Here is a 25,836-nt window from a genome sequence, read left to right as displayed (position 1 = left end):
TTTAAAATGTGACAGCATCGTCCGTTTGAAGAAAGGCGCGATGCTGTAGGTTACCTCTGAAAAACCTGGGGAATTTTTAGATCAACACTTTGCTTGCCAAAGCACAGGGTAATCACCCTAGGTCGAGCCTCCAAAGCTCAAATACAACGCTTCTACCGCAAAGTCTGTGTGTTACGGCGCTCTGTCGCGTCCATCTTTGAGGACTAAACAATCATAGAGTTTGTCAGGAAAACGTCGACCCCGGTTTTTCTGATCAGACAGACGAAAACAAAGGAATCGAGAGGCTTTCTGGTTCAATCTGAACCTGACAGACTCTCGAAAAGCCGCGGCCGCCATCAATCTTTCAATTGATGGCGGCCGCGGCTGAACACTTAAAATATGGGAGCCTGTCAACTTTAGATTGAATCTAACAGACTTTCGGGTATCGGACGGAAAAATAACAATCGAGAGAAAATTCCCGATTGTGATTTTCAGTGCGGCACTTTATCGCGTCAAGCGCTTGTAGCTCACACGCTTTGGATTGACAGAATCCGCACCAAGGCGACGGATCTTGTCCTTCTCATAGTCCTCAAAGTTGCCTTCAAACCATTCCACATGGCTGTCGCCTTCAAAAGCCAGAATGTGGGTGGCAAGACGGTCGAGGAACATGCGATCATGGCTGATGATGATGGCGCAGCCAGCAAAGTTTTCCAGTGCGGTTTCCAAAGCACCCAGCGTTTCCGTGTCAAGGTCGTTGGTCGGCTCATCCAGCAGCAGCACGTTGCCACCAGCCTTGAGCATCTTGGCCAAATGCACGCGGTTGCGCTGACCACCGGAGAGATTGCCAACCTTCTGCTGCTGATCGCCGCCCTTGAAGTTGAAGGCACCGCAATAGGCGCGCGAGTTCATGTCGAACTTGCCGAGCTTGATGATTTCGGCACCGCCGGAAATTTCTTCCCACACGGTCTTGTCGGCGGCAAGCGTATCGCGGCTCTGGTCAACATAACCAAGATGCACACTATCGCCCACCTTGACGGTGCCCGTATCCGGGGTTTCCTGACCGGTGATCATCCGGAACAATGTGGTTTTACCGGCACCGTTCGGGCCGATAACGCCGACAATACCACCCGGAGGCAGTTTGAGGCTCAAGTTGTCGATCAGCAAACGATCGCCATAGGACTTGGAAATGCCATCCAGCTCGATAACCACCTGGCCAAGACGCTCGCTGACCGGAATGATGATCTGTGCATCGCCGGGGCGCTGCTTGTCAGCCGCTTCCACCAGCTGCTCATAGGACTTGATACGCGCCTTGGACTTTGCCTGACGGGCCTTCGGAGAAGATGCAATCCACTCCTGTTCGCGCGACAGCGCCTTCTGGCGCGATGCGTCTTCGCGGGCTTCCTGCATCAGGCGCTTGGCCTTGGCTTGCAGATAAGCCGAGTAGTTGCCCTCGTAAGGAATGCCGCGGCCGCGGTCGAGTTCGAGAATCCAGCCAGTGACGTTATCGAGGAAGTAGCGATCGTGGGTAATCATCAGCACGGAGCCGGGATATTCCCGCAGGTGGTTTTCCAGCCAGCCAATGGTTTCTGCATCCAAGTGGTTGGTTGGTTCGTCGAGCAGCAGAAGGTCTGGCTGTGACAGCAGCAGCTTGCACAGCGCCACGCGGCGGCGTTCACCACCCGAAAGAGCGGTTACGTCGGCATCGCCCGGAGGGCAACGCAGCGCGTCCATGGCCATTTCAACCTGATTTTCCAGATCCCACAGGTTCTGGCTATCGATCATATCCTGAAGCTTCGCGCCTTCTTCGGCGGTTTCATCAGAATAGTTCATCATCAACTCGTTGTAACGGTCGAGGATGGCCGTCTTGGAGGCAACGCCTTCCATAACGTTTTCAAACACGGTCTTGTCTGGGTTGAGCTTTGGCTCCTGTTCCAGATAGCCCATGGTCGCGCCTTCGGCGAGCCATGCCTCGCCGGTATATTCCTTATCAAGGCCGGCAATAATGCGCAGAACCGTCGATTTACCGGCACCGTTCGGGCCGAGAATACCGATCTTCGCGTCGGGATAAAAAGACAGATTGACGTTCTCAAGAATCTTCTTGGCGCCATAGGACTTGTTAAGCCCGGACATGTGATAGATGAACTGACGTGCCATCGGTAAATACTCCGCACGGTAAATGGAATTGCCCGCTATGTAAGGGAAACCATGCGCCGGGGCAATGCTGACCGGCAGGAAAACCACGCTTTTGTCGCAGCCCTCCCGCCGATTGCGCTCACTTTCCGCTCATTGCAGGCCAACGGGATCAACAATCCCCTGATCGCAATCAAACTTGGTGCCACCTGCCGCCTGAATGCGATTGGCGAGCGGTGTTTTAGGGTCGCCATCGCCAAGGCCGATGGTCAATTCGGTTACAATGCGGCGATCGCCATCCTGTTCACAGCGCATTTTCACGCGGCGACCAGCACCTGCACCAAAGCTTTCATCAAAGGCCGATTGAACCTGATCTTGCGTGACGGCCTTGCCCACCTGTGCGGCAAACAGCGCGTTGACCTTTGACGCATTCAATGTGTCCAAAAGCGAAATGGCTTCAGCAAAATAATCTTCCTGGCTGAGATTGGTGCAGGTGCCGTGCTTGATCCATTCGTGGCGCTCGAGCGCCGATTGCGTGCCCGGCATCAGCTTGTCCAGCGCTTCGCGCGTCGTTGCCGACAATTTCACCTCTGACAAATCGGTCCAGCGTCCTTTTTTGTCGGCATCAATATCGGCTTGATCGACGCCACAATAGTTTTTGCGCATGGGCCAAAGACCATGCAAAGCAAAATGGTTTGCATCATAACGATCAGCCGTCTGTGTTTTGCACTCCGGCTTATTGGGTTTGGTTTCGCAAAACGCGGGCTGCCAGCTGACAGCCAAAATGCTGGTTGTCTTGCCGCGCCCATTGTCCTGCGCCTGCAAGGGCGCGCACAAGGTCACGCCCGCCGCCAACATCAAGGCAAACGATAAACAGTTATTACGTCTGTTCATAAAAACACCTCCCAAACCAATATCGACAAAAACATCATGGCAAGACATAACCTTTTCCTGGCAGCAAGGGGAGGCTTTCCATGTTCGAATCGACACATTATCTGGAAATGCCGGATGGCACGCGCTTGGCCTATCATCTCGAGCCTAGTGTTTTGAACGCACGCGGCATCATGCTCATCAGCCATGGGCTGACGGAGCATTCCTTGCGCTATGCAGCCTTTGCCAAAGCCATGAGTGCTGCGGGCTTTCATGTGTATGCCCATGATCATCGAGGCCATGGCCAGACAATAGCGCCGGGCGCAAACCTTGGGCAATTTGCGCCCAGAGATGGGGTGGCAAAGGTGATTGCCGATATCAAGGCGATGCGCGATTTCGCAATCGGTGCCTATCCGGATTTGCCCGTTGTGCTGTTTGGCCATTCCATGGGTGGATTGCTTGTGCTGCGTGCAGCCACTGAACATCCCGAAAGCTTCAACGCGCTTGCGGTGTGGAATTCCAATTTCAATGCAGGCCTTGCGGGACATATGGCCCGCATCGTGCTCAAAATTGAGCGCGCATTGAAAGGCTCCGATGTTCCAAGCCTGATTATGGCGAAATCAACCTTTGAAGCCTGGGGAAAATCCATCCCCAACCACCGCACCGCATTTGACTGGCTGAGCCGGGACGCGCAGGAGGTGGATACATATATCGCCGATCCGCTCTGCGGTTTTCCCGTCAGCGTTTCGCTCTGGCTGGATCTAATGGAGTTAACGCTGAATACCGCAACGCCTGAGCGCCTATCTGGCCTGCCAAAAACGCTGCCTATCCATCTGGTGGGCGGCGGCCAGGACCCGGCAACGGCAAAGGCGGCGGCAACCCGATGGCTTTTTGAGCGCATGAAGCAATCTGGCCTTCGCCATGTGAGTTTGAAAATATACCCCGATATGCGCCACGAAACCTTAAACGAGATTGGCCGCGAACAGGCCATTGATGAATTTATCGCTTGGGCAACGGCTGCCGTGTGAGCAAGCTCATTCCATTTCAGAATGACCCTATGCCAGAAATTCACGTGCTGGGGCGATGCCAAACGGCTATAGGATAAGAATAGAAAGCGAGACCCTGAATGTCCACGCCACGCAGCAATTCTTCCGGTGCTTCTCAATCGGTGCCCCTGTTTTCGGGCGTCACTCTGGGGCTTGGTCTGATGGTGCTGTCGGTGTTGATCACGCCGCTGGTCGATGTGTTTTCCAAGCTGGCCACAGAGACCATGCCGTCACCTGAGATCAGCCTTGCCCGCTTTGTGTTTCAAGTGCTGTTCATGCTGCCGGTGTTGATTGTTCGCCGCACATGGCTGAAACTGACATGGCACCACACGCGCATGCATATGCTGCGTGGCGGCGTGCTGTGCCTGTCCATGCTGAGCTTCGTCACCACCCTGCGCTATATGGAAGTGGCCGATGCGGTGGCGATATTTTTCGTCGAGCCAATCATGCTGACGATTTTGAGCAGCATTTTCCTCAAGGAAACCATTGGCTGGCGACGTTATGCTGCCTGCGCCGTCGGCTTTTTGGGTGCCATGCTGGTGGTTCAGCCGAGTTTTCAAGAGGTGGGCGGGGTTGCGTTTCTGCCGCTGATTACTGCGCTGTGCGTTGCCATTTTTGCCATTTTAACACGGGTGCTTGCGCGCCATCAGGACCCCTTTGTGATTCAGGTTGAAACCGGCTGCTGGGCTGCACTCTATTCCGGTGTGATCATGGTGGTGGGTCACAGTTTCGATCCAGCCGCATTTGCTGTGGTCTGGCCCGATAGCACCGGCTTTCTCTGGCTGCTGGGCACCGGGTTCACAGCCGCAATTGGTGGAGTTTTGGGCGTTTTTGCCTATCGCGCAGCACCGGCATCAACGCTGGCACCGCTGCAATATCTTGAAATTGTCACTGCTACCCTGTTCGGCTGGCTGGTGTTTGGTGCTCTGCCCAACGCCCTCAAATGGCTGGGCATCGCCATCATCATCGGCTCCGGCCTGTACATCATCTGGCGGGAGCGTCGCCACGCCTCCAGGCCTGTTTCCAATACCAGCGGACCACCTCAACCATAACCGGCTGAAACGCAGATCATTGAAGGAGATGCCCATGAAAAAGACCGGCGGACAATTGATTGTCGACTCCCTGAAAGCCAATGGCGTCAAGCGCGTGGCCTGCGTGCCCGGCGAGAGCTATCTGGCGGTGCTGGATGCACTTTATGACACCCAGATCGAAACCGTGGTCTGCCGTCAGGAAGGTGGTGCTGCCATGATGGCCGATTGCTGGGGGCGCTTGACCGGAGAGCCGGGCATTTGCATGGTCACGCGCGGCCCCGGTGCTACCAATGCGTCTGCTGGCCTGCACATTGCCAAGCAAGATTCGGTGCCGATGATCCTATTCATTGGTCAGGTGCAGCGGGACGCGCGCGAGCGGGAAGCCTTTCAAGAGGTGGAATACCGCCGCGCCTTTACCGAATTTGCCAAATGGGTTGGCGAGATTGACGACGTTGCCCGCATACCCGAATTTATCAGCCGCGCCTTTGCCATTGCCACCTCCGGCCGCCCCGGCCCCGTGGTGCTGACCCTGCCCGAAGACGTGCTGGTGGAAGAGGTCGAAGTGCCAGAGGCCCGCCCCTACATGCCGGTGGAAGCGCACCCCGGCCCCAACCAGATCAAAGCCTTTGGCGAGATGCTGGCCAGCGCCAAACGCCCCATGGTTATCCTCGGGGGCACCCGCTGGGATGAAGCCTCGGTCAAATCCTTTGAGGATTTTGCGACCCAGTGGAAATTGCCGGTCGGCTGCTCTTTCCGCCGCCAGATGTTGTTTGACCATCTGCACCCCGCTTACGCCGGTGACGTGGGCATTGGCATCAACCCCGCTTTGGCAAAAGAGATCAAAAAGGCTGATCTGATTGTGCTGCTTGGCGGGCGGTTCTCTGAGATGCCATCATCATCCTACACATTGATGGACATCCCCTGTCCCAAGCAAACGCTGGTGCATGTCTATCCTGATCCATCCGAGCTTGGCCGGGTCTATCGCCCCGATCTTGCTATATGCGCAAGCCCGAAGGATTTTGTCGCAGGCCTTGCCACGCTGGAAGCACCAATATCACCGGTATGGGCGGCGAGAACCGAGGAAATGCACGCCCGTTACCTCAACTGGTCCACCCCGCCAATGACAGGCCCAGGTAGCGTACACATGGGGCCGATCATGCAATGGATCGAAGCCAACACCGAAAAAGACGCGATTTTCACCAATGGCGCTGGCAATTATGCCACATGGCTGCACCGTTTTCACCGCTTTCAGGGCTTTAACACCCAAGCCGCTCCCACATCCGGCTCCATGGGCTATGGTCTGCCCGCAGCAGTGGCCGCCAAGGCGCTGTTTCCCGAGCGCGAAGTGATCTGCTTTGCCGGTGACGGCTGCTTCATGATGCACGGGCAGGAATTCATCACCGCCGTGCGCTACAATCTGCCGATCATCGTGCTTTTGATCAACAACGGCACCTACGGCACCATCCGCATGCATCAGGAGCGCGAATATCCGGGCCGGGTCAGCGCCACCGATCTGGTCAACCCCGACTTCAAAGCCTTTGCCGTGGCCTATGGCGGTCATGGCGAATTGGTGGAAAAGACTGAGGAATTCGAAGCCGCCTTTGAACGCGCACGGGCGTCGGGCAAGCCATCGATCATTGAAATCAAACTGGATGCGGAAGCGATCACGCCAACCCGGACACTCACGCAGATCAGAGGGCAGATTTGAGTCCCATGCGAACAGAGCGGTATGCCGTCGGTCTACCGCTCTTAACCTTTTCGGTTGCGTAAGAACGTCACCAAACCCAAGATAGTCGAGAGAAAAAAGCTCCCTACTGTTGTTATGTAGAAGAAATATCCCCATTGATAATGGAAAATAATATCGGCTCCACAGCCTTCTTTTCCAGCCAACCCTCCAAATATGCTTCCGAAAATACGATCAAGAAAAACTGTAGCTCCTCCTCCAAATATTGGAGTTAGCATAGCATCAATAAAAACATACTGAACAAGGTACAAAAAAATGAAACAATCAAAGAGCAAAATCATGTATCCGAATTTCAAAAATTCTATAAAAAACGACAATAAAAGATAAAAAATCACTAAATAAAATAGAATTGATTGGGACTCAAACCACCCAACAGATGTATATCCACGGCATGACTCGTAATATCCATGAGGAATCAGAACCGAAATCACAAAAGATATTACTGTAAAAAATTTAAGACATAAAAGAAAATTTCGATTGAACAGTACCATTCAATGCACTTCTCCTGTCCAAAATGGCATCCCCGATGCATTGGATTTCAAAAGAACATTTTCGCCAGAATGAATAGCGAAAATGTTCTCGTTTTGAATTGGTTAAGATAACCAGAGTACTTAGATCGCAGCCGTTACGATAAACTCAACCTTGTAATCTGGTGTGGCCAAAGCAGCTTCGCTGGTGGCGCGGGCTGGTGGGTTGGCAGGGTCGATCCAGCCTTCCCAAACAGCGTTCATTTCGCCAAAGGTCGACATGTCGGAGAGGTAGATGATGGTTTGCAGGATCTTCGACTTGCTTGATCCGGCAGCCGCCAGCAGACGGTCAACTTCAGCCAGAGCCGACTTGGACTGCTCGGTAACGCTCACGCCTTCGCCAACCTGACCGGCGAGGTAAACAGTGTTGCCGTGAACAACAGCACCGCTCATACGCTTGCCTGGCTCGATACGCTTGATGGACATGGAAATCTCCTTGGGTTTGAAACACAAAAGTGTTGCGGGCTTGCGTCCGCAGCGGAAGAAAGGGTTTGCTTAACGCTGACGCAGGCTGTGCTCATAGGTGGCTGTCGAGCGTGCACCGGAGCGGCAATAGCCGAGCATCGGACGCTCAAAATCGTCGAGTGCGTCCACCATGGCCACGACGGCATCGGGTGTCACGCCCATGGGACCAACCGGAATATGCTTGATGGCCAGACCAAGCTCGCTGGCGCGAGCTGCAATGGCAGCAAAGGATGGCTGTCCGGCCTCTTCGCCATCGGGGCGGTGGCATACAATGGATTTAAACCCGAGCGCCTTGATCTCATCCAGATCAGCAACCTGAATTTGGCCGCTCACCGAATATTCCTCATTGATTGGTCTGATGTTCATCAGCATATCCTCTCATCAATTTCGCGCAAACATCTACGACGCAGGCGCGATTGCGTCAACGTTACGCAAAGGAAAATGACAGCTGATACTGCCGGCTTTCGCCCGGAGCCAGCATATCCAACTCGCCCGCCTCTGCCAGCTCTTGCCGGTCAACCCAACGATGCGACACAGGCTCAATGCCCAGCACATGGGCTGGTGCCTGCTGGTTGCGCCAGATCTGCAAATGCGGCAGGGTTTGCGCATCGAACCGCACGGTCAGCGTCAACCCACCAATCGCGGCAATCGGCCCCAGCCGCATCTCGGCCCAGCCATCACCGCCCGCCGTCGCGGGCACACAAAACACCCCACCAGGCTCCTCGCCAAAGCGCCAACCAAAACCGCCGCCCGCCAGCATGTCGCCTTCCAGCCGCACGGCATCGTCAAACAGCTTGGCGGCAATGTTCATGTGATACATCAGCATGGCGGGAAACGCAGCATCGCCGGTATTGGTCAGCCGATCAGACAGAAAAACCGTGCCGGTCTCGGCATCAACGCGCCAGTTGCGCGTCAACAGCGATTGGCCGCCATCGGCGTGAGAAACTGCAATCTCGGCGGTGCATTCGGTCTCGCTGGCCTCGACAATTTTGGCCGGATGGGACGAGAACGAACCATGCAATGGGTAGCGACCCGAACCATCGGCAAGCGGCTCTGGATGGCGGATGTGGTCTGGTCCACAGGTGAACATAAACCCTTCAAGCGAATGATCGATGCGTGGATCACCATCATCAGGAATAGCACGGCCGGGTGCCAGATCGACCCCGTTCACGGTGAGGCTGCGGATATCAAGAACCGAGCCTTCGTCAAGCTCAACAACAGGTCCAGTTTTGGCAAACAGTTTCACGATTCGCTCCTCCATCGAGTTTCCCCGTTTTTATGCCAGAGAAAGCCATAGATCCAGCGCATAAAAACCCTTGAAAATCGGCGTTTTAACTATTTTTTTACCAAATATAAATTTTTCCACATTAGGGTCAAAATTTGCTTGTCATAGCACTACCTATAAAAGGGTGAGACATGCACCGACAAGTCATGCCCATTCTTGACGCCATGAAACACCTTGACTTCAACCGGAAAGACCACCCTGTGAAATCGTTTTGGCCTGTGCAATCGTTTTGGAAAACTGGTTTTATCGTTGCAGTGCTGCTTTCCAGTGTTAGCGGATCTGCGTTGGCCCGCAGCCCCTATTATAACCAGCGCCCGGAAACGGTGCTGATCACCCCCTCGGGTGAAGTGCTGCAATATGTGCCGGAGCGTGGCTCGGTGATGATCAGCCGCGACCGCATGGGCCGCACGGTTTTGATCGACAGTTTCGGCAATGTGGTTGCCACGGAAATGCCTGCCGATGTGGTGTATGGACGGCCAAACCGGGCGCGCTATCCCAATGATTATTATCCACCAGCCCCATCCGGTGGTGGATCGGATGATGATAATTTCGCAACGGGCGGCATTCCTGATGAGGGTAGCGTTGAACGCGGCTCGCTCGAGCAGCCCTATCCGCAAAATGCCAGCAACGACCCTTCCATGGGTGACATGCATGGCACCGTGCCACGCAAGCCGTCCTATTCCACACCGTCATTTTCTGGCAGCAGCAAGGCCACGCCAGAGATAACGGCGCTTCAGGTGTTTCTGGATCGCGAGGGCTTCTCACCGGGCGCTATTGACGGTCGCATGGGCCAAAACGTCGAAAAAGCGTTACAGGCTTGGGAGCAGAAAACCGGCGAAACGCTTGATCCAAAAAACACTGAGGCGATCATGGATCGTCTTCAGCTCGACGGCGGCTTGCCGTTCAAGACCTACACCGTCACGGCTGCCGATGCCGCTGGCCCCTATGTGGCAGAAATTCCGACCGATTACAGCCAAAAGGCTGCCATGCAATCTTTGGGCTACACCTCAACCACCGAAATGCTGGCTGAGAAATTCCACATGGATGAGGATTATCTCAAGGCCATCAATCCCGGTGTCGATTTCACCGTGCCCGGCAGCACCGTTAAAGTGGTCAATGTCGGGTCGGGGCAAAGCGGCAAAGTTGCCCGTATTGTTGCCGACAAGGGCCGCAAACAGGTGTTTGCCTATGGACAGGATGGCCAGTTGATTGCCGCCTACCCCGCCAGCATTGGCTCCAGCGACACACCATCTCCATCGGGAACCGTGACAGTGCAGCGCGTGGCGTTTAATCCGGGCTATACCTATAATCCCAAGATCAACTTCCAGCAGGCTGGCAACGATAAAGTGCTGAACATTCCGCCGGGGCCAAATGGTCCGGTTGGAACCGTGTGGATTGCGCTGTCCAAGCCAACCTATGGCATCCATGGCACGCCTGATCCCTCCAAGATTGGCCGCACCCAAAGCCATGGCTGCGTGCGTCTGACCAACTGGGATGCAACAGAGCTTGCCAAGATGGTGCAGCCGGGCGTGACTGTGGAATTTGTGGATTGATGGCTTTTTAGGGTAAAGAGTGAGCCGGTTGTTCAACAGGCTCACCCAAACACTGGCTTGTTTGCCGCTCAGGCCGCGTTGCTCACCATGCGCAAAAGCCGTGGTCGAGCGGAGCGCACTACGCGCGCTGGCAAAAGCCGCATAACCTCGGCGGTAAACGCCTTGGAATTCTCTCTGGCCTTATCGAGATTGCTCACCTTGAGTGGGTCCATGGTGTAAAGCGATGCGCCGGTTTCGAAAATATCGCGAAAAGCTGTGCGCTCGGCAATCGGTGTGTTGACGATATTAACCCCGCGCTGGGCCAGAATGCCCTTGATGGCCAGCAATGTTTTGGTGGTGACCATGGAGGCCACCCGCGTCAGCACCACCGAATGCGGAATAACCAGATTTCCGGCTATCCGCATCTGCTCGATCAAATCCAGAATTTGCGCCGCACCCTTGGCGTCCATGGCGCAGCCTTGCACCGGAATCATCACGTGATCCGAAAGGCCGATGGCCATGGTGACCAGCGCATCCCGCGCACCAGCCAGATCAATAATGATATAATCTGCGGTTTTGCGGCCCTCGCGGATATGACAATGCAGCGAGCCGATGGAAACCTCAGAAATGACCTCGATATTAGTATGATGGCCCGCGCATTCGGCCCATTGGGTAATCCAGCGCTGCGGATCGGCATCCAGAATACAAACGCGGTAACCCTGCTGGGCGAGTTCAGTCGACAAGAGAAGAGCCGCTGTGGTTTTTCCGGCTCCGCCCTTGGCGTTGGCAAATGAGATGACTGGCATAGTGTCCTCGATGCAATGTCTGAGCCACTCATCGCTCGTTCTGGCACCCGTTTGCATGGTGTTAATGCATCATTACTAAAATTGGTTAATAAATAGGAAACATGCTCCAGAGAGGCAAAAAAACAGGCACTTACAGCGCCGTGCGCCATATATGGCGCACAAAGGACGCTGTAACATTTTTAATCTACTGCATAATTCCTTAAATCTATTAGGATTTAAGGAATTATGCAGTAGCGCAAAGTTGCTAACATGTGCCCAAGATGGTCAAAAGCAGCTTTCCAGCAGCTCCATGGTATTGTCCAGCGTGAGCTTAACCGGATTGCCCGCAGCCATCGGGTTTGCAATGGCTTTGGCGGCAATATCTTGAACATGGTCGCTTGCAATGCCCATTTCGCTTAAGCTTTGCGGAATGGCGAGATCGGCGCGAAACGCCAGCAAAAACGCATGAAACCCTTCAAAGCCGCCAGGGATTTCAAGATAACCGGCAAGTTTTTCGATTTTACGTTCCACCGCTTTTTGATTAAAGCGCAGCACCATCGGCATCAGCACGGCATTTGTGGTGCCGTGATGGGTGTTATACATTGCCCCAATCTGGTGCGACAGGGCATGGATTGCGCCCAAACCCTTTTGAATGGCAATTGCTCCCATGATGCCCGCCGACATCATATTGAGGCGCGCTTCCAGATCCATGGAATCACGGTAAGCGCGCGGCAAATATTCCTTCACCAGCCGCATCCCTTCAATGGCAATGCCCTGCCCCATGGGGTGATAGACCGGCGAACAATAGGCCTCAAGGCAATGGGAAAACGCCACCATGCCGGTGCCCGCCGTGATGGATTTGGGCATGCCCACAGTTAATTCCGGATCGCAAATCACCACAGACGGCATGATCTTGGGATGGAAAATCGCCGTTTTTACATGGGTCACGCTGTTGGTGATCATACATGAGCGCCGAACCTCAGCCCCGGTTCCGGCGGTGGTCGGCAAAGAAATAATCGGCACGATCGCATCGGCATCGGCATTTTTCCAGCCGTCGTCACTCTCCGTAAAATCCCAGACTGGACGGGTCTGCCCCACCATCAGCGCAATACATTTGCCAAGATCAATGCCGGAGCCGCCACCAAAGGCCACCACGCCATCATGGCCACCGTCTCGAAAAGCGGCAATACCTGCTTCCAGATTGAATTCATTCGGGTTTGGATCAACATCGGAAAACAAAACGTGGCTCAATCCGCCATCGCTCAGCGTTTCACGCGCAGCCCGGGTAATGGCCATATTGGCCAAGCCACGATCCGTAACCAACAGGGGATTGAACATTCCAAGGGATCGGCAGGCGTCGGCCAGTTCTTCAACGCGGCCTCGCCCAACCCGAATGTCTGTGGGGTAGTTCCAATTGGCAACGATCTTCATAGCGCTCACTCCTCACGTCCGGCGATGAAAGACGGAATCGAAAGGCGGCGCGTCAAGGCGACAACCAACCCTCCAATTGTGCAGCCTCCTCCAAGCCTGCAATCATAAGGATAGGCTGAGCAGAATAAATAAATGCTAATGAATTGTTGAGAATTGGCCGTTTTCAGGCCAAAAGCGAAAAAGCCGCACATTTGCGCGGCCTTTCCTCATCGCTACGATCATCCGTCAAACGTCAGTGATCGCTTTTTCAGCAGCAGCAATTTCCCGCTGGCGTTTGATGACTTCATCACCAATCGGTGGCCCTTTGAAACGGCGCTGCTCAAACAACACCCAGATCACCGCCGTCAGCGCAAGGAAACCAACAGTGATATACAGCGCCCATTGGTTTGGCGGCTGTACGCCAATGATGAAGATGGCAACCATGGCCAGAATGACCAGGCAACCCACCAGCTTATAGGTGCTGATACCCATGTTCCACGGACCCATTTTCGGCCATTTTGCAGTGCCGATTGCCTTCATGCCGAGCACAATCGGAATGGCAAACGACAGAAACAAGAAGATGACCGTGCAGGACACAACGATGGTATAGGCCGATGCGCCACCAATGGTGACCAGCGAGGCACCCCAGACAAACAGCACCGAGAACACCGACCCCACCCAAATGGCAACAGCGGGGGTGCGAAACTTTGTACTGACACTGGACAAGGCCTTGGACATGGGCAGACCGCCATCACGCGAGAAGGCAAAAATCATGCGTGACACGGACGTTACCGTGGCCAAACCGCAAATCAGCTGCGCAACAAAAATGGCCAAGTACAGAATATTGGCAACAACCGGATTGGTCACGCTGTTGAGCGTCCAGAAAAACACGTTCCAGCCCTGCTTGGCGGCTTCATCCATATCTGGAATGGCCAGAAGGAAAGCCAGAAGCATGATGTAGCCAAACAAGGAGGCCCAGAACACCGATGAAATCATGCCCTTTGGCACGGATTCAGAAGCCTTGATGGTTTCTTCCGATGTGTGGGCGGAGGCGTCATAGCCGGTGATCGTATAGATCGGCAAAAGCAGGCTGAGTGCAAAAATATACCACATGCTGCCGGTGTGCGGCCATACGGATGCGTCGCCCTCCGGGGTGCCAGAGTAGTTGGTAAACGTCCAGATGCGGCTGAATTCCCGGGATTTTGCACCAAACAGGCACACGACCGTCAAGATGATGGCGGTGATGAAAATCAGATAGCCCGACATATCGGTCAGCTTCGCCGTCAGCTTGATGCCGAGGTGGTTGACCAGCGCTTGAAGGGCTGTGATGACGCCGACAAAAATGATCTGATTGGCAAAGCCGCCTGCGGTCGCCGTATCAACATTCATGCCAAACCAGGGTGCAATTGAGCCTGCAAAAAAGCCCCAGGTGCCAACGTTGATTGCACCCAGCACGGTAACCAGACCGATGAGATTGAACCAGGCGGTGACCCAGCCGGTAAAGCGATTGCCCAGAATAGAGCCCCAATGATAAAGCCCGCCTGCCGTTGGGTAGGCAGAGGCAATTTGCGCCATGCCCAGCGCAAACACGCCAGAGATGATGCAACCCAGCGGCCAGCCAAGACCAATGGCAGCGCCGCCCGCACCGGATGTTGCCTGCGCCAGTGAGTTGATACCACCGGATAAAATGCAAATGATCGAAAATGAAATCGCGAAATTAGAGAACGAGCTCATACGCCGCTCAAGTTCCTGAGCATAGCCCATGGAATGCAGAATATGCAGATCGTCCTGTTTATCAACGTCTGAGTAATCGGCCATCGTGACCCCCTGTTACGCCGGGATAAACCCGGCAGCTTTTGCCTGTGCGCTCATCGGCTTTTGCCGTTACAAACGCTGTGCCCGCTCTTGCTGCTTCCCCGGATCTTTTTTTGCAGAACGCCGCTTTCCGCTTTTATATCCAAAGCCCGATCCATTGGCTCAGGTGAGACACCATTCAATATCCATTCCGTTATGACTGACATAAGCCGAGAAGCAATTTGCATGCCGAATATACACAGCCCGCTTTGACCCCGTTTCGCCATCAAGCCGGCCGTGCGGGCCACAGGTTTGAAACACAATAAAGTGACTGCGCTTTGGAACCGTGCCCTGTCCATATTGCGCTGATTTTTTAGCAAATGAACAAAAATAACGCGGGGTCTGATAAAAATCACAGCAATGGGCGTAATCACACGTCTGTGACGGGAAGATGATGAAATTCTGAAATCCACAGATAGAAAAATATATTTATATATCAGAAGCTTAAATCAATGCTCGCAAGATATTGCACCGCAAATTGCCAATATACGCGATTTTTTAAATCAGAACAGATTGACTCAAACACCCTCTCTCGTCTTATCTGCTGTCACAAACCGGCAAGCACCGGCCGGCAAAGACCGGATAAGGGAACAGCAGAGTTTAATCGGGGCACAATCAAAACGCATTGGGCACCACACATTGATGCCCGCACGGCTAAGGGGAAGAGCTAACCTGGGAACAATCGGCTTTCCGTGTGTGGAAACCGCGCCAAACCGTCACACAACTATCATGTCAGCCTCATATTGACTTGCTCGGCTATCAGCAGACAACCAAGGAGAACACCAGTGAACACCCGTTTGCGCCGCATTCTTTCTCTCTCGACCGCCATGGTCATTGCTTCGAGCACTTTTGCAGCCGCCGAGCCGAGCGCGGATCTTATCGCCGCAGCCAAAAAGGAAGGCGCGCTGACAACCATCGCCCTTCCCCACGATTGGTGCGGTTATGGTGGCGTTATCGAAGGCTTCAAGGCCAAGTATGGTCTTAAAGTCAACGAATTGAACCCTGATGCTGGCTCTGGCGACGAAATCGAAGCCATCAAGGCCAACAAAGGCAACACCGGCGATCAGGCTCCTGACGTGATTGACGTTGGTCTGTCCTTTGGCCCAACGGCTAAGGCCGACAAACTGATCCAGCCTTACAAGGTTTCGACCTGGGACAGCATTCCAGCCACCGCCAAGGATGCTGACGGCTATTGGTATGGCGACTACTACGGCGTTATGGCCTTTGAAGTGAACAAGGATCTGGTCAAGAATCCGCCAAAGGATTGGGCCGATCTGTTGAAGCCTGAATATGCCAATATGGTTGCTCTGGGTGGTGATCCGCGCACGGCCAATCAGGCGATTTCGGCTGTTTTCGCAGCTGGCCTGTCCGCTGCCAAGGGTGATGTTGCCAAGGCTGGCGAAGCTGGCCTGAACTTCTTTAAAGACCTGAACGCCAAGGGCAATTTCGTACCTGTTGTTGGCAAGCCTGCAACGCTTGCGCAAGGCACAACCCCGATCATCCTGCGTTGGGACTATAACGCGCTGGCTGGCCGTGACTCGCTGAAGGGCAACCCTCCGGTTGACGTTATCGTTCCTGCCTCCGGCGTTGTTGCGGGTGTGTATGTGCAGGCTATTTCTGCCTATGCGCCGCATCCAAATGCCGCCAAGCTGTGGATGGAATACCTCTATTCCGACGAAGGCCAGGTTGGCTGGTTGAAGGGCTATTGCCACCCGATCCGCTTCAACGATCTCGCCAAGAATGGCAAGATTCCAGCTGACGTTCTGGCCAAGCTGCCTGATCCAAAGGCCTATGAACAGGCTGTCTTCCCAACACTTGACCAGCAGGACGCCTATAAGAAGGTGATCACAGAAGGCTGGGACAAGGTTGTCGGCGCGTCTGTAAAGTAATCCACCAACCTGATGTGCCTCTCCGATGTGTCGGGGAGGCACATTTGCATTGAAGACTTTTTATCCGGCAGGGATTTTCTATATGCAAGTGAGTAAGGCGGAGCGAAACCGAAAGCTCTTCGATTGGTTGGGTGTTGCACCCTTCATGCTTTTCGCCCTCATGTTTTTGATTGTTCCAACCCTTTATCTGGTGACTGGCGCATTTCAGGATGCCGAAGGCCATTTTACCCTTAAAAATATTGTCGATCTTTTTACCGACAAGATCATGTCGTCCTTTTCCATCAGTATTCGCATCAGTATTGCCTCGGCCATTGGCGGGGTTTTGCTGGGCTTTTATATCGCCTGGGCGCTGGTGTTGGGCGGTCTGCCCTCCTTTGTGCGCTCTGCCGTCATGACCTTTTGCGGCGTTGCATCGAATTTTGCGGGCGTGCCGCTGGCTTTCGCGTTTTTGTCAACGCTGGGTCGCCTTGGCCTGATCACCGTGCTGCTGCGCGACTGGTTTGGCATTAATCTCTATGCCACCGGCTTCAACCTGCTCAGTTTCACCGGCCTGACCCTGACCTATATGTATTTCCAGATTCCGCTGATGGTGTTGATCATTACCCCGGCGCTGGAAGGCATGCGCAAGGAATGGCGCGAAGCGGCCGAAAGCCTCGGCGCAACCCATGCGCAATATTGGCTCAAAGTCGCCCTGCCTATTCTCTTGCCAAGTCTGGCTGGGGCCTTTGTGCTGTTGTTTGCCAATTCATTCGGGGCGATTGCCACGGCATTTTCGCTCACCGGCAGCTCGCTCAACATCGTACCCATTCAGCTTTACGCCCAAATCCGTGGCGACGTGCTGCATAACGCCAACCTTGGCTACGCGCTGGCCTTTGGCATGATTGTGGTGACCGCTATTTCCAATATTATTTACATCACGCTGCGCGTTCGTGCAGAACGGTGGCAGAAATGAAGATGCAAAAATTTTTCGCCTGGCTGGCCATTGCCATTGGCGCATTTTACTTTCTCGTCCCGCTGATTGCGACCTTTGAATTTTCACTGCGCATGCGCCGTGGCGAATATTCCTTCGATGCCTATCGTTCGGTGTTTTCCGATACCACCTTTCGCGATTCCTTCAGCTTTTCGTTGCTGATGGCCATTCTGACCATTATTTTCATCACCTTGCTGATTGTGCCAACCGCCTATTGGGTTCGTCTGCGCCTGCCGCAAATGCGGCCGGTTGTTGAGTTCGTCACCATGTTGCCTTTGGTCATTCCGTCCATTGTGGTCATTTTCGGCTATCTTCGGCTGTATAACTCATCGTCTTTCCTGCCGCTCACCGCCACCACGTCTGGCACCAACATTCTGTTTTTGTTGGGGTTGATGATGCTGTCGCTGCCCTATACCTATCGCTCGATTGACGCGGCCATGCGCACCATTGATGTGCGCACCCTAACGGAGGCCGCTCAAAGTCTTGGCGCGGGTTGGGCAACAATCTTGCTGCGCTGTATCTTCCCCAATGTGTTGTCGGGCATTCTGTCTGGCGCTTTCATCACCTTTGCCATTGTCATTGGTGAGTTTACCATTCCATCGCTGCTCAACCGCCCGGCGTTTGGACCCTATCTGCAATTGATTGGTGCCAATAAGGCCTATGAGCCTCCGGCACTTGCCATCATTGCCTTCGCCATGACCTGGTTCAGCATTGCGCTTCTCAACCTCGTCGCCCGCTTTTCAAAACATATGCCCGCAAAGGCCTGATTGCCCATGTCCTTTTTGACCCTCACCAACCTCAAGAAAAGCTACGGCACCGTTCAGGTCGTGCATGATTTCAATATGTCGATCAACAAAGGAGAGTTCATTTCCTTTCTCGGCCCATCGGGCTGCGGCAAAACCACCATTTTGCGCATGATTGCCGGCTTTGAAACCATCACCGACGGCACTATTACCATTGCAGGCAAAAACCAGAATGATCTGAAGCCAAACCAGCGCAACATTGGCATGGTGTTTCAGGCCTATGCGTTGTTTCCCAATATGACCGTCTTTGACAATGTTGCTTTTGGCCTCAAGATTGCCAAGGTGGCGAAAAACGAAATTGAGGCGCGCGTGATGGAGATGCTCAAGCTGATCCATCTGGAGCATCTGGCCAGCCGCTACCCCTATCAGCTCTCCGGCGGTCAGCAACAGCGCGTGGCGCTGGCCCGCGCCCTGGCCCCGAAACCACAGGTACTTTTGCTGGATGAGCCGCTCTCGGCGCTGGATGCCAAAATCCGCGTGTCCTTGCGCGAAGAAATTCGCCAAATTCAGATGAAGCTCGGCATCACCACTGTCTTCGTCACCCACGATCAGGAAGAAGCCCTGTCGATCTCAGATCGTATCGTGGTGATGAATGCTGGCCGCGCCGACCAGATTGGCTCACCGTTTGAGATCTACAACAATCCGCAAACCCGTTTCGTCGCCTCCTTTGTCGGCACGTTGAACCTGATTGAAGCCAAAGTTGTTGATGGCTCCACCAACACGCTGCAAATTGGCGATCAGCAGGTGAAGGTCAAGCAGGCCGTGAACAAGGCCCATGGTGAATCCGTTACAATTGCGCTGCGTCCGGAAGCGGGCTCAATGGCAGAAGGTGCCAAAGGCGATGTGCAATTGAGCGGCACGGTTTCTTCCAGCCATTTTCTGGGTTCCGTCATTCGCACCCGCCTCAATGTCGGCGGCACCACCATCTGCTTTGACACATTCAATGATCCGGCCATGAAACCGCCGATGCCTGGCGAAAGCGTCACGCTGAAATTTGCCGCAGACGACTTGATGATCATTGCGGATTAATGCCACACTTCGTGCCGAAGCGTTTGCGTGTTTGAGATGACGTGCCGAGCTGGAATAATTTAAAAAATGGACAGCTCCTAAAATTAACCCAAGCTAAATAATGTATCGCTATGGTGTAGCCACGAACAGGAGGTTACACGCATGGGGTTATTTTCGCTAGGCCAAGGTGGAGATGCAAAGGCCATCCTTCAGGCGCTCAACAGCTCGCAAGCTATTATTGAGTTCGACCTTCAGGGCATTATTTTGGATGCCAACGACAATTTTTGCAAAGCGCTGGGCTACACCCGCTCAGAAATCGTTGGCAAGCATCACCGGATCTTTGTTGAGCAGGACGAGGCCAACTCGCAGGGCTATCGTGACTTCTGGGCAAAGCTTGGCCGTGGCGAGTTTGATCAGCGGCAATACAAGCGTATTGCCAAATCCGGTCAGCCCATCTGGATTGAAGCCTCCTACAATCCGGTTTTCCGCGGCAAGAAGCCCTATAAAATCATTAAAATCGCCACTGACATCACCGCAGCCAAGATGAAATCCATGGATAGCGACGGCAAGATTGATGCCTTGTCGCGGTCTCAGGCTGTTATTGAGTTTACGCCATCTGGTGAAATTCTGACCGCCAATGAAAATTTCTGCAAAACGCTGGGTTATGATTCGAAAGAGATTGTCGGCAAGCATCACTCGATGTTCTGCGATCAAACCTATGTTGCATCACCAGAGTACAAAGAATTCTGGCGCAAGCTGGACGCCGGCCAGTTCCAGAGCGACGAGTTTATGCGCATCGGTAAGGGTGGTAAAAAGGTCTATATTCAAGCGACGTACAACCCGATTTTTGATGAAAAAGGCAAAGTCTTCAAGGTTGTTAAATTCGCAACCGATGTGACGGGCCGCGTCAACGCCATTGCCGCCATAGGTGCTGGCCTTGAACGTCTGGCCCAATGCAACATCCGCATGACGATTGATGAGCCTTTCATTCCAACCTTTGAGCATCTGCGCAAAGATTTCAATATGTCGATCGGCAAGTTTCAGGAGACTTTGGCCGAGGTGTTGTCCGAAACCGCAGCTGTTTCCCGCAACAGTGACGAGATGTTGGAAGGCTCTTCCAGCCTCGCCCAGCGCTCGGAGCAGCAGGCAGCCGCACTGGAACAAACTTCGGCGGCTTTGGAAGAAATTACCGTCACCGTCAAGGAATCCAGTTCACGCACCAGCGAAACCCGCAATCTTGTGCGCGATGCCCGCAAGGCTGCAACAGAATCGACCAAGGTTGTCGATTCCACCGTTGAGGCCATGAGCCGCATTGAAGGCGCCTCGAAAGAAATCAGCAGCATCATCAGCGTCATTGATGAAATTGCCTTCCAGACCAATCTTCTGGCCTTGAATGCGGGTGTTGAAGCGGCCCGCGCTGGCGAAAGCGGCAAGGGTTTTGCGGTTGTGGCGCAGGAAGTGCGCGAATTGGCGCAGCGCTCAGCCAAGGCAGCCCGCGAAATTTCGGCGCTCATTGCCAAATCCACCGACGAAGTCACCGAAGGTGTGCGCCTGGTGGGCGAGACAGGCGGCGCACTCAACCGTATTTCGACCTTTGTGGAATCGATTGATACCAACATCGAAGCCATTGCCAGAGCGGCAGCCGAGCAATCGACCAGCCTCACAGAGATCAGCTCGGCCGTGAACGCTCTGGATCAGATGACCCAGAAGAATGCCTCCATGGTCAGCGGCATGAATGCCATCAGCGAAGCGCTTTCCAGCGGTGCCGCCAAGCTCACGGAACTTGCCAATCGCTTCCAGCTCAACCGGCGCTCAGGCATTCGCGAGCCGGGAAGCTCGGCTGCCATGCGCGGATCGCAAGACCGCAGAGGCCAAGGCACCGACCAAAGGCGAAGTGCGGCCTGAACATGCGCCGTGTTCATGCAACAACGCCAAGGATAATCTCCTTGGCGTTTTTTATTTTTGACATTTTTCTTTTGCAAGTTCAGTCCAGTGTGGAACAGTAGCACATGATTTTTCCTCGACGTTTGTCTGACAAACCGGCAAGAGATTTGCCCAAAAGACAAACGAAAACAGAAGAAGTGTGCGTCTGCCTGTTTCAAGACGAAGCGGGAGACGCGCCCACCCGTGATATGAGCCACCATGACAGCGCAACTGACCATCATCGACACCATCACCGACCCCGGTAAGGACGATCGCGCCAATGAGGATCGGCTTGGCTATAATGGAGATTGTGCCTTTGTGCTGGACGGTGCAACCGGCCTTGGCGATCATCAATATATGGAAGGTTTTGGCTCCGACGCCGCATGGATGGCGCAGTTTGCCGCAAAGCGCCTGATCAACGAACTCTCGGTTGACACGCTTGTCACCGAGCTTATCCGCGCCATCGCCTTTGATGCCCACGAGCTTTTTACCGCGACGGCAGGAGAGCAGCCGCGTTATGCCTGGCCGCTGTGCGCCCTCGCCGCTCTTCGTCTCACCCCCGATGGTGCCGAGTTTATCGGCCTTGGCGACAGCGTGGTTTATATCCTGCATGACGATGGACGGGTGGATAGCTTGACGGCCCTGCCCGATGCCTTTGAGCGCGAGCAGATGGCGGCGCGCGCCCATGTTGAGCGCGTCGGCAGCATCGGTAAAAGCGGCGTTGCCGCCCATGATCCACAAACGCTGAGCGAGCTGCGCCGCGCCCGCGAAAAACAAAATACGCCGGATGGCTGGATTTGGTCGCTTGGCCTTGTGCCCGACGCCGCCGATCATCTGGCCCGCGCAGACATTATCTTCACAGGGGGGGCAACCGCGTTGATTGCCTCCGATGGACTCGCCGATCTTGTCAGCCTCTACCACGCCTATGATCCCGCAACCCTGATCAAGCGCGCCTCAACCGTTGGGCTAAAGGCCCTGGTGGCAGAGTTGCGCCATCTGGAACGCGACGTAGACCCCGATGGTGTCCAGTTTCCACGCTTCAAACAATGCGATGACACCACTGCAATTTTGTGCCGCATTGAGGTCTGACCTCGGGCAAGCCTGTTGGACTGTTGGATAGCTTGCTTCTTCTTTGCCGCGGGCAGAAGGTGAGAAAACCCTTCTGCCCCCACAAGAAGAACCAAGGGACCATCCGATGGATAGCTTCAGAAAGCATATCGCCAATATCTTGATCACCATGGCAGGGGTTGGTCTGCTGCTGGGTGGTGTTTTGTGGTGGGTGGACGCCGTTTCCTATGCCGATCTCGTGTGGTCGCTGGCAACGGTGCCTGTGCTGGTCAGCTTGTTGGTGCAGATCGTCAATGCGCTGCGGGCCGGTGATATTGGCCTGGATGTGGTGGCAGCCTTATCCATGTCGGCAGCACTTGCCTTTGGTGAGCCACTGGCGGGCAATGTTGTGGCCATGATGTATGCCAGCGGCCAATTGCTGGAGCGTTTTGCCCAAGGCCGGGCCAAACGCGAAATGACCGCATTGATGAGCCGCGTCGCCCACACCGCCATGCGCTATCATGGCAACGCGCTGGAAGAGGTGGCGATTGCCGTGATCAAACCAGCAGATCGTCTAATGATCCGGCAGGGAGAAGTGCTCCCCGTGGATGGCCGCATTGCCAGTGATGTTGCCCTTCTTGATCTCTCATCGCTCACTGGTGAATCCCTGCCCGTCAAACGGCAGAAAGGCGATGAAGCATTGAGCGGCTCAACCTGCGCTGGCCCAGCGTTTGAGATGATTGCGACCCGCCCGGCAATGGAAAGCACCTATGCAGGCATTGTGCGGCTTGTGGCCACCGCCCAGGCCAGCAAAGCGCCGCTGGTGCGCATGGCAGATCAATATGCGCTGGGTTTTCTGGCCCTCACGCTAGCGATTGCGGGCGGCACATGGCTTTTGAGCGGTGAGACCAGTCGTGTGCTGGCCGTTTTGGTGTCTGCGACGCCCTGTCCGCTCATTCTCGCGGTTCCCGTGGCGCTGATGGCAGGCATGTCACGCACGGCGGGCATTGGCGTGCTGGTGAAAGGCGGCGGGGTGCTTGAAACACTTGCCAAGGTGCGCACCGTTATTCTCGACAAAACCGGAACCCTCACCCATGGGCAGGCGGAGGTGGTGGAGATCAAAACTTCCAAGTCCTATAATGCCGATGCAGTGTTGCAGCTGGCCGCCAGCCTTGATCAGGCCTCCGGGCATGTGGTGGCCGCCGCCCTGATTGGTGAAGCACAAAGGCGTGGACTGACGCTCTCGGCTCCGCAAGAGGTTATCGAGGTCCCCGGCGCAGGCCTTGAGGGCGTGGTTGATGGTCAACATATCGTTGTTGGCGGCAACAGCTTTGTGCGCGATCGCTGCAAGGAGGACGATGATCATGTCTTGCTCTCAAACATTGATAAAACCGCGATGACGGTGGCTGTCGGCGTGGATGGCCTTATCGCGGGCGTTATCATTCTCGCTGATCGCATCCGCGCCGACGCTAGCGCCGCCCTTCAAGCACTGCGCAATGCCGGTGTTGCCAAAATCATTCTCGCCTCCGGTGATCGGCAAGACATTGCCGACACCATTGGCGCGACGCTTGGCATTGATGTGATTTTGGGCGATCTGACACCGGACGGAAAAGTGGCAACCGTCAGCGCCGAGCACCACAATGGCCCGGTGATGATGGTGGGCGATGGGGGCAACGACGCCCCGGCCCTTGCCGCCGCCGATATTGGCGTCGCCATGGGAGCCCACGGCACCGCCTCATCCTCAGAAGTCGCAGGTGTCGTGCTGCTGGTAGACCAACTTGCTGCGCTGTCCAAAGCCATGACAATTGCCCAGCGCAGCCGCACCATTGCCTTTCAGAGCGTTATCGTTGGTCTTAGCCTTTCGCTGAGCGCCATGGTCGCTGCCGCCTTCGGCTATCTGCCCCCCGTGCAAGGAGCCTTGCTGCAAGAAGTGATTGATGTTGCCGTTATTCTGAACGCACTTCGGGCGCTGCGTTAGAGCCCCTATCAACACGTAACCTAACAGACAATCTAAGCAAAAAGCCGACACCAAAACAGAAAATATAATAATATTAGAATGTATTTTTCAAGTATTGCAGAATTAAAAAGAAGAGCATGAAAAGCCAAACGAAATTTTCAAAATTGCTATACATGAAAACGCAAACATTAAGCGCCCTAAAAATCAACACAACTTCAATCTAAAGCCTGAGCATTGAACGACCCACCGATGAGCATTCACCTATCGATTCTCTAACATAGAGATCGCTACCCTTGCACACAGAGGTATTTCAATGAAGACAATTGGATCTGTATTGGATGAACACCGGGGCATTGGACCGGGGTTTGATTTTCTGAGAATTTTCCTGGCAATCATGGTGCTTTTTAGCCATTCCTTCCTGATTGCCGAGGGTGAGAAATTTCAATTTTCAAAGCCCGGTATTACGGTGCTTCAAGCCACAATCCTGCCGATGTTTTTTGCGCTCAGCGGCTTTTTGATCACCGGCAGCGCCATGCGCCTTCGCCTCAAGGATTTTTTGCTCAATCGTGGCATTCGGATCGTCCCGGCCCTTTCTGTTGATATCGTTTTTGCAGCCCTCATTCTCGGACCGATTTTCACAACAGTCAGCCTGCAAGCCTATTTCAGCTCCTATGAGTTTTGGTCATATTTCGCCAACATCTTTGGCGTGATTCATTATGTTTTGCCGGGCGTGTTTGAGCATAACCCGTTTCCAGCCATCGTAAACGGCTCGCTCTGGACCGTTCCCTATGAGATCGGCTGCTACGTCATCATGTCCGCCTTGATTATTTTTGGCCTTCTTAAGCGCCCTTGGGCGACTTTGGGTGCAACAGTGGCGGTAACGGCCATCATCATTGCGTTCTCTATCAATCGAGTGAATCCGGCAACGCTCGGCGGGACATTTCAGCCCGACAGCGCAGGCTTCAAGCTTTTGAATCACTTCATCGGTTCAAAAGGACTGATGCTCTATGTCAACTTCATGCTGGGTGCTGTGTTCTTCCTGTTTCGCCACTCTATCCCTAAACACGGGATTATAGCGCTGGTTTGCGTCGCCGCACCGATGACCGCATCCCTTATCTTTCCCGATGTGGAAGGCAGCACGCTCTGCATCATCTTCGCGCCCATGCTGGTTTACCTCATGGCCTATATCGGCATGACGCCCATTCCCCGCATTCCGCTCTATCATCGCGGCGACTATTCCTACGGGATCTACCTTTACGGCTATCCCTTTCAGCAAGGCCTCGTCACGCTGTTTCCAAAGCTGACATCACCATGGCTGCATTTTGCCATTTCCCTGCCTATTGCGACACTGGTAGCCATGGGTTCGTGGCATTTCATTGAAAAGCCAATTTTAAAACTGCGCAAAAAATTCAGCTTCACAGCTCAGAAAGGCAATCACGCGCAACATCTTCCCAATGCGCAGGCCGCAACAAAGTGATAATGGCGTCAGATCTCAGCGGCCGGATCATTTCAGGAGCAAGCCTTGCATCAACACGTTGCGGAACTGGACATCAATCTTTTGCTGACGCTCGATGCGCTCTT

Annotated in this window: 21 protein-coding genes; 12 read left to right on the top strand and 9 right to left on the bottom strand. The window is 54.2% G+C overall.

Annotated elements, in window-relative coordinates:
• Positions 1–483: 483 nt before the first annotated feature.
• A complete protein-coding gene (gene ettA, locus BJF95_RS13715; RefSeq protein ID WP_075639987.1) occupies positions 484–2,133 on the bottom strand; it encodes an energy-dependent translational throttle protein EttA in 1,650 nt (549 codons plus the stop codon).
• Between the two features lie 129 nt (positions 2,134–2,262).
• Positions 2,263–3,003, bottom strand: coding sequence for a ribonuclease T2 family protein (locus BJF95_RS13710; protein WP_075640348.1), 741 nt, complete (start codon positions 3,001–3,003; stop codon positions 2,263–2,265).
• An 80-nt stretch (positions 3,004–3,083) separates the two neighbouring features.
• Here BJF95_RS13710 and BJF95_RS13705 point away from each other — a divergent pair, with 80 nt between their 5' ends.
• The 3 genes from BJF95_RS13705 to BJF95_RS13695 all read left to right on the top strand — a co-directional run bounded on the left by BJF95_RS13705 (position 3,084) and on the right by BJF95_RS13695 (position 6,764).
• A complete protein-coding gene (locus tag BJF95_RS13705) occupies positions 3,084–4,007 on the top strand; it encodes an alpha/beta fold hydrolase (RefSeq protein ID WP_075639986.1) in 924 nt (307 codons plus the stop codon).
• A gap of 98 nt (positions 4,008–4,105) precedes the next feature.
• Positions 4,106–5,077 carry a DMT family transporter gene (locus BJF95_RS13700; RefSeq protein WP_075639985.1) on the top strand — a complete coding sequence of 324 codons (972 nt, stop codon included), beginning with the start codon at positions 4,106–4,108 and terminating at the stop codon, positions 5,075–5,077.
• 34 nt (positions 5,078–5,111) lie between these two features.
• Positions 5,112–6,764 (top strand): thiamine pyrophosphate-binding protein, encoded by a 1,653-nt coding sequence (locus BJF95_RS13695; protein WP_139317496.1) that lies wholly within the window; start codon positions 5,112–5,114, stop codon positions 6,762–6,764.
• Between the two features lie 41 nt (positions 6,765–6,805).
• Here BJF95_RS13695 and BJF95_RS13690 read toward each other — a convergent pair whose 3' ends face one another.
• The 4 genes from BJF95_RS13690 to BJF95_RS13675 form a co-directional block, all read right to left on the bottom strand.
• Positions 6,806–7,291, bottom strand: coding sequence for a hypothetical protein (locus BJF95_RS13690; protein WP_075639983.1), 486 nt, complete (start codon positions 7,289–7,291; stop codon positions 6,806–6,808).
• A 120-nt stretch (positions 7,292–7,411) separates the two neighbouring features.
• Positions 7,412–7,753, bottom strand: a complete 342-nt coding sequence (locus BJF95_RS13685) for a RidA family protein (protein ID WP_075639982.1) — start codon at positions 7,751–7,753, stop codon at positions 7,412–7,414.
• A gap of 69 nt (positions 7,754–7,822) precedes the next feature.
• Positions 7,823–8,158, bottom strand: coding sequence for a protein tyrosine phosphatase family protein (locus tag BJF95_RS13680; protein WP_075640347.1), 336 nt, complete (start codon positions 8,156–8,158; stop codon positions 7,823–7,825).
• Between the two features lie 61 nt (positions 8,159–8,219).
• On the bottom strand, positions 8,220–9,041 hold the full coding sequence (locus BJF95_RS13675) for an aldose 1-epimerase family protein (RefSeq protein ID WP_075640346.1): 822 nt from the start codon (positions 9,039–9,041) through the stop codon (positions 8,220–8,222).
• 167 nt (positions 9,042–9,208) lie between these two features.
• Here BJF95_RS13675 and BJF95_RS13670 point away from each other — a divergent pair, with 167 nt between their 5' ends.
• The gene (locus BJF95_RS13670) at positions 9,209–10,630 is read left to right on the top strand and encodes a L,D-transpeptidase family protein (protein ID WP_245297324.1); all 1,422 of its coding nucleotides are present in this window, start codon (positions 9,209–9,211) and stop codon (positions 10,628–10,630) included.
• A 68-nt stretch (positions 10,631–10,698) separates the two neighbouring features.
• On the opposite strand, the gene BJF95_RS13665 is transcribed toward BJF95_RS13670, so the two are convergent.
• The 3 genes from BJF95_RS13665 to BJF95_RS13650 all read right to left on the bottom strand — a co-directional run bounded on the left by BJF95_RS13665 (position 10,699) and on the right by BJF95_RS13650 (position 14,622).
• Positions 10,699–11,415 (bottom strand): ParA family protein, encoded by a 717-nt coding sequence (locus BJF95_RS13665; protein ID WP_075639981.1) that lies wholly within the window; start codon positions 11,413–11,415, stop codon positions 10,699–10,701.
• A gap of 264 nt (positions 11,416–11,679) precedes the next feature.
• Positions 11,680–12,825: an iron-containing alcohol dehydrogenase gene (locus BJF95_RS13660; RefSeq protein WP_075639980.1), complete on the bottom strand. Its 1,146-nt coding sequence runs from the start codon at positions 12,823–12,825 to the stop codon at positions 11,680–11,682.
• A gap of 225 nt (positions 12,826–13,050) precedes the next feature.
• On the bottom strand, positions 13,051–14,622 hold the full coding sequence (locus BJF95_RS13650) for an amino acid permease (RefSeq protein WP_075639978.1): 1,572 nt from the start codon (positions 14,620–14,622) through the stop codon (positions 13,051–13,053).
• 863 nt (positions 14,623–15,485) lie between these two features.
• On the opposite strand from BJF95_RS13650, the gene BJF95_RS13640 reads away from it, so the two are divergent.
• The 8 genes from BJF95_RS13640 to BJF95_RS13605 all read left to right on the top strand — a co-directional run bounded on the left by BJF95_RS13640 (position 15,486) and on the right by BJF95_RS13605 (position 25,732).
• Positions 15,486–16,547 carry an ABC transporter substrate-binding protein gene (locus tag BJF95_RS13640; protein ID WP_425348698.1) on the top strand — a complete coding sequence of 354 codons (1,062 nt, stop codon included), beginning with the start codon at positions 15,486–15,488 and terminating at the stop codon, positions 16,545–16,547.
• A gap of 82 nt (positions 16,548–16,629) precedes the next feature.
• Positions 16,630–17,499, top strand: a complete 870-nt coding sequence (locus BJF95_RS13635; protein ID WP_075639975.1) for an ABC transporter permease — start codon at positions 16,630–16,632, stop codon at positions 17,497–17,499.
• A complete protein-coding gene (locus BJF95_RS13630) occupies positions 17,496–18,284 on the top strand; it encodes an ABC transporter permease (RefSeq protein WP_075639974.1) in 789 nt (262 codons plus the stop codon). Before BJF95_RS13635 ends, BJF95_RS13630 begins: the two co-directional genes overlap by 4 nt.
• 6 nt (positions 18,285–18,290) lie before the next feature.
• The gene (locus BJF95_RS13625) at positions 18,291–19,349 is read left to right on the top strand and encodes an ABC transporter ATP-binding protein (protein WP_075639973.1); all 1,059 of its coding nucleotides are present in this window, start codon (positions 18,291–18,293) and stop codon (positions 19,347–19,349) included.
• A 141-nt stretch (positions 19,350–19,490) separates the two neighbouring features.
• The gene (locus tag BJF95_RS13620; protein ID WP_075639972.1) at positions 19,491–21,233 is read left to right on the top strand and encodes a methyl-accepting chemotaxis protein; all 1,743 of its coding nucleotides are present in this window, start codon (positions 19,491–19,493) and stop codon (positions 21,231–21,233) included.
• Positions 21,234–21,470: 237 nt separating this feature from the next.
• Positions 21,471–22,340: a PP2C family serine/threonine-protein phosphatase gene (locus tag BJF95_RS13615; protein WP_075639971.1), complete on the top strand. Its 870-nt coding sequence runs from the start codon at positions 21,471–21,473 to the stop codon at positions 22,338–22,340.
• A 106-nt stretch (positions 22,341–22,446) separates the two neighbouring features.
• A complete protein-coding gene (locus BJF95_RS13610) occupies positions 22,447–24,276 on the top strand; it encodes a heavy metal translocating P-type ATPase (protein ID WP_245297323.1) in 1,830 nt (609 codons plus the stop codon).
• Between the two features lie 292 nt (positions 24,277–24,568).
• Positions 24,569–25,732 (top strand): acyltransferase family protein, encoded by a 1,164-nt coding sequence (locus tag BJF95_RS13605; protein ID WP_075639970.1) that lies wholly within the window; start codon positions 24,569–24,571, stop codon positions 25,730–25,732.
• The last annotated feature ends 104 nt before the right edge of the window (positions 25,733–25,836 follow it).

The organism is Rhizobium oryziradicis (assembly GCF_001939045.1).
Classification (GTDB): Bacteria; Pseudomonadota; Alphaproteobacteria; order Rhizobiales; family Rhizobiaceae; genus Allorhizobium; species Allorhizobium oryziradicis.
The sequence above is the reverse complement of the archived record's forward strand: the minus strand, read 5'-3'. Positions and strand labels throughout refer to the sequence as shown.

Bases quoted from the DNA above. Each gene is read 5' to 3' on its own strand.
- BJF95_RS13615 (WP_075639971.1), top strand. From the start codon at position 21,471: ATGACAGCGCAACTGACCATCATCGACACCATCACCGACCCCGGTAAG.
- BJF95_RS13700 (WP_075639985.1), top strand. From the start codon at position 4,106: ATGTCCACGCCACGCAGCAATTCTTCCGGTGCTTCTCAATCGGTGCCC.
- BJF95_RS13705 (WP_075639986.1), top strand. From the start codon at position 3,084: ATGTTCGAATCGACACATTATCTGGAAATGCCGGATGGCACGCGCTTG.
- BJF95_RS13660 (WP_075639980.1), bottom strand. From the start codon at position 12,825: ATGAAGATCGTTGCCAATTGGAACTACCCCACAGACATTCGGGTTGGG.
- BJF95_RS13605 (WP_075639970.1), top strand. From the start codon at position 24,569: ATGAAGACAATTGGATCTGTATTGGATGAACACCGGGGCATTGGACCG.
- BJF95_RS13610 (WP_245297323.1), top strand. From the start codon at position 22,447: ATGGATAGCTTCAGAAAGCATATCGCCAATATCTTGATCACCATGGCA.
- BJF95_RS13690 (WP_075639983.1), bottom strand. From the start codon at position 7,291: ATGGTACTGTTCAATCGAAATTTTCTTTTATGTCTTAAATTTTTTACA.
- BJF95_RS13695 (WP_139317496.1), top strand. From the start codon at position 5,112: ATGAAAAAGACCGGCGGACAATTGATTGTCGACTCCCTGAAAGCCAAT.
- BJF95_RS13670 (WP_245297324.1), top strand. From the start codon at position 9,209: ATGCACCGACAAGTCATGCCCATTCTTGACGCCATGAAACACCTTGAC.
- BJF95_RS13685 (WP_075639982.1), bottom strand. From the start codon at position 7,753: ATGTCCATCAAGCGTATCGAGCCAGGCAAGCGTATGAGCGGTGCTGTT.
- ettA (WP_075639987.1), bottom strand. From the start codon at position 2,133: ATGGCACGTCAGTTCATCTATCACATGTCCGGGCTTAACAAGTCCTAT.
- BJF95_RS13650 (WP_075639978.1), bottom strand. From the start codon at position 14,622: ATGGCCGATTACTCAGACGTTGATAAACAGGACGATCTGCATATTCTG.
- BJF95_RS13640 (WP_425348698.1), top strand. From the start codon at position 15,486: ATGGTCATTGCTTCGAGCACTTTTGCAGCCGCCGAGCCGAGCGCGGAT.
- BJF95_RS13620 (WP_075639972.1), top strand. From the start codon at position 19,491: ATGGGGTTATTTTCGCTAGGCCAAGGTGGAGATGCAAAGGCCATCCTT.
- BJF95_RS13665 (WP_075639981.1), bottom strand. From the start codon at position 11,415: ATGCCAGTCATCTCATTTGCCAACGCCAAGGGCGGAGCCGGAAAAACC.
- BJF95_RS13630 (WP_075639974.1), top strand. From the start codon at position 17,496: ATGAAGATGCAAAAATTTTTCGCCTGGCTGGCCATTGCCATTGGCGCA.
- BJF95_RS13680 (WP_075640347.1), bottom strand. From the start codon at position 8,158: ATGAACATCAGACCAATCAATGAGGAATATTCGGTGAGCGGCCAAATT.
- BJF95_RS13635 (WP_075639975.1), top strand. From the start codon at position 16,630: ATGCAAGTGAGTAAGGCGGAGCGAAACCGAAAGCTCTTCGATTGGTTG.
- BJF95_RS13625 (WP_075639973.1), top strand. From the start codon at position 18,291: ATGTCCTTTTTGACCCTCACCAACCTCAAGAAAAGCTACGGCACCGTT.
- BJF95_RS13710 (WP_075640348.1), bottom strand. From the start codon at position 3,003: ATGAACAGACGTAATAACTGTTTATCGTTTGCCTTGATGTTGGCGGCG.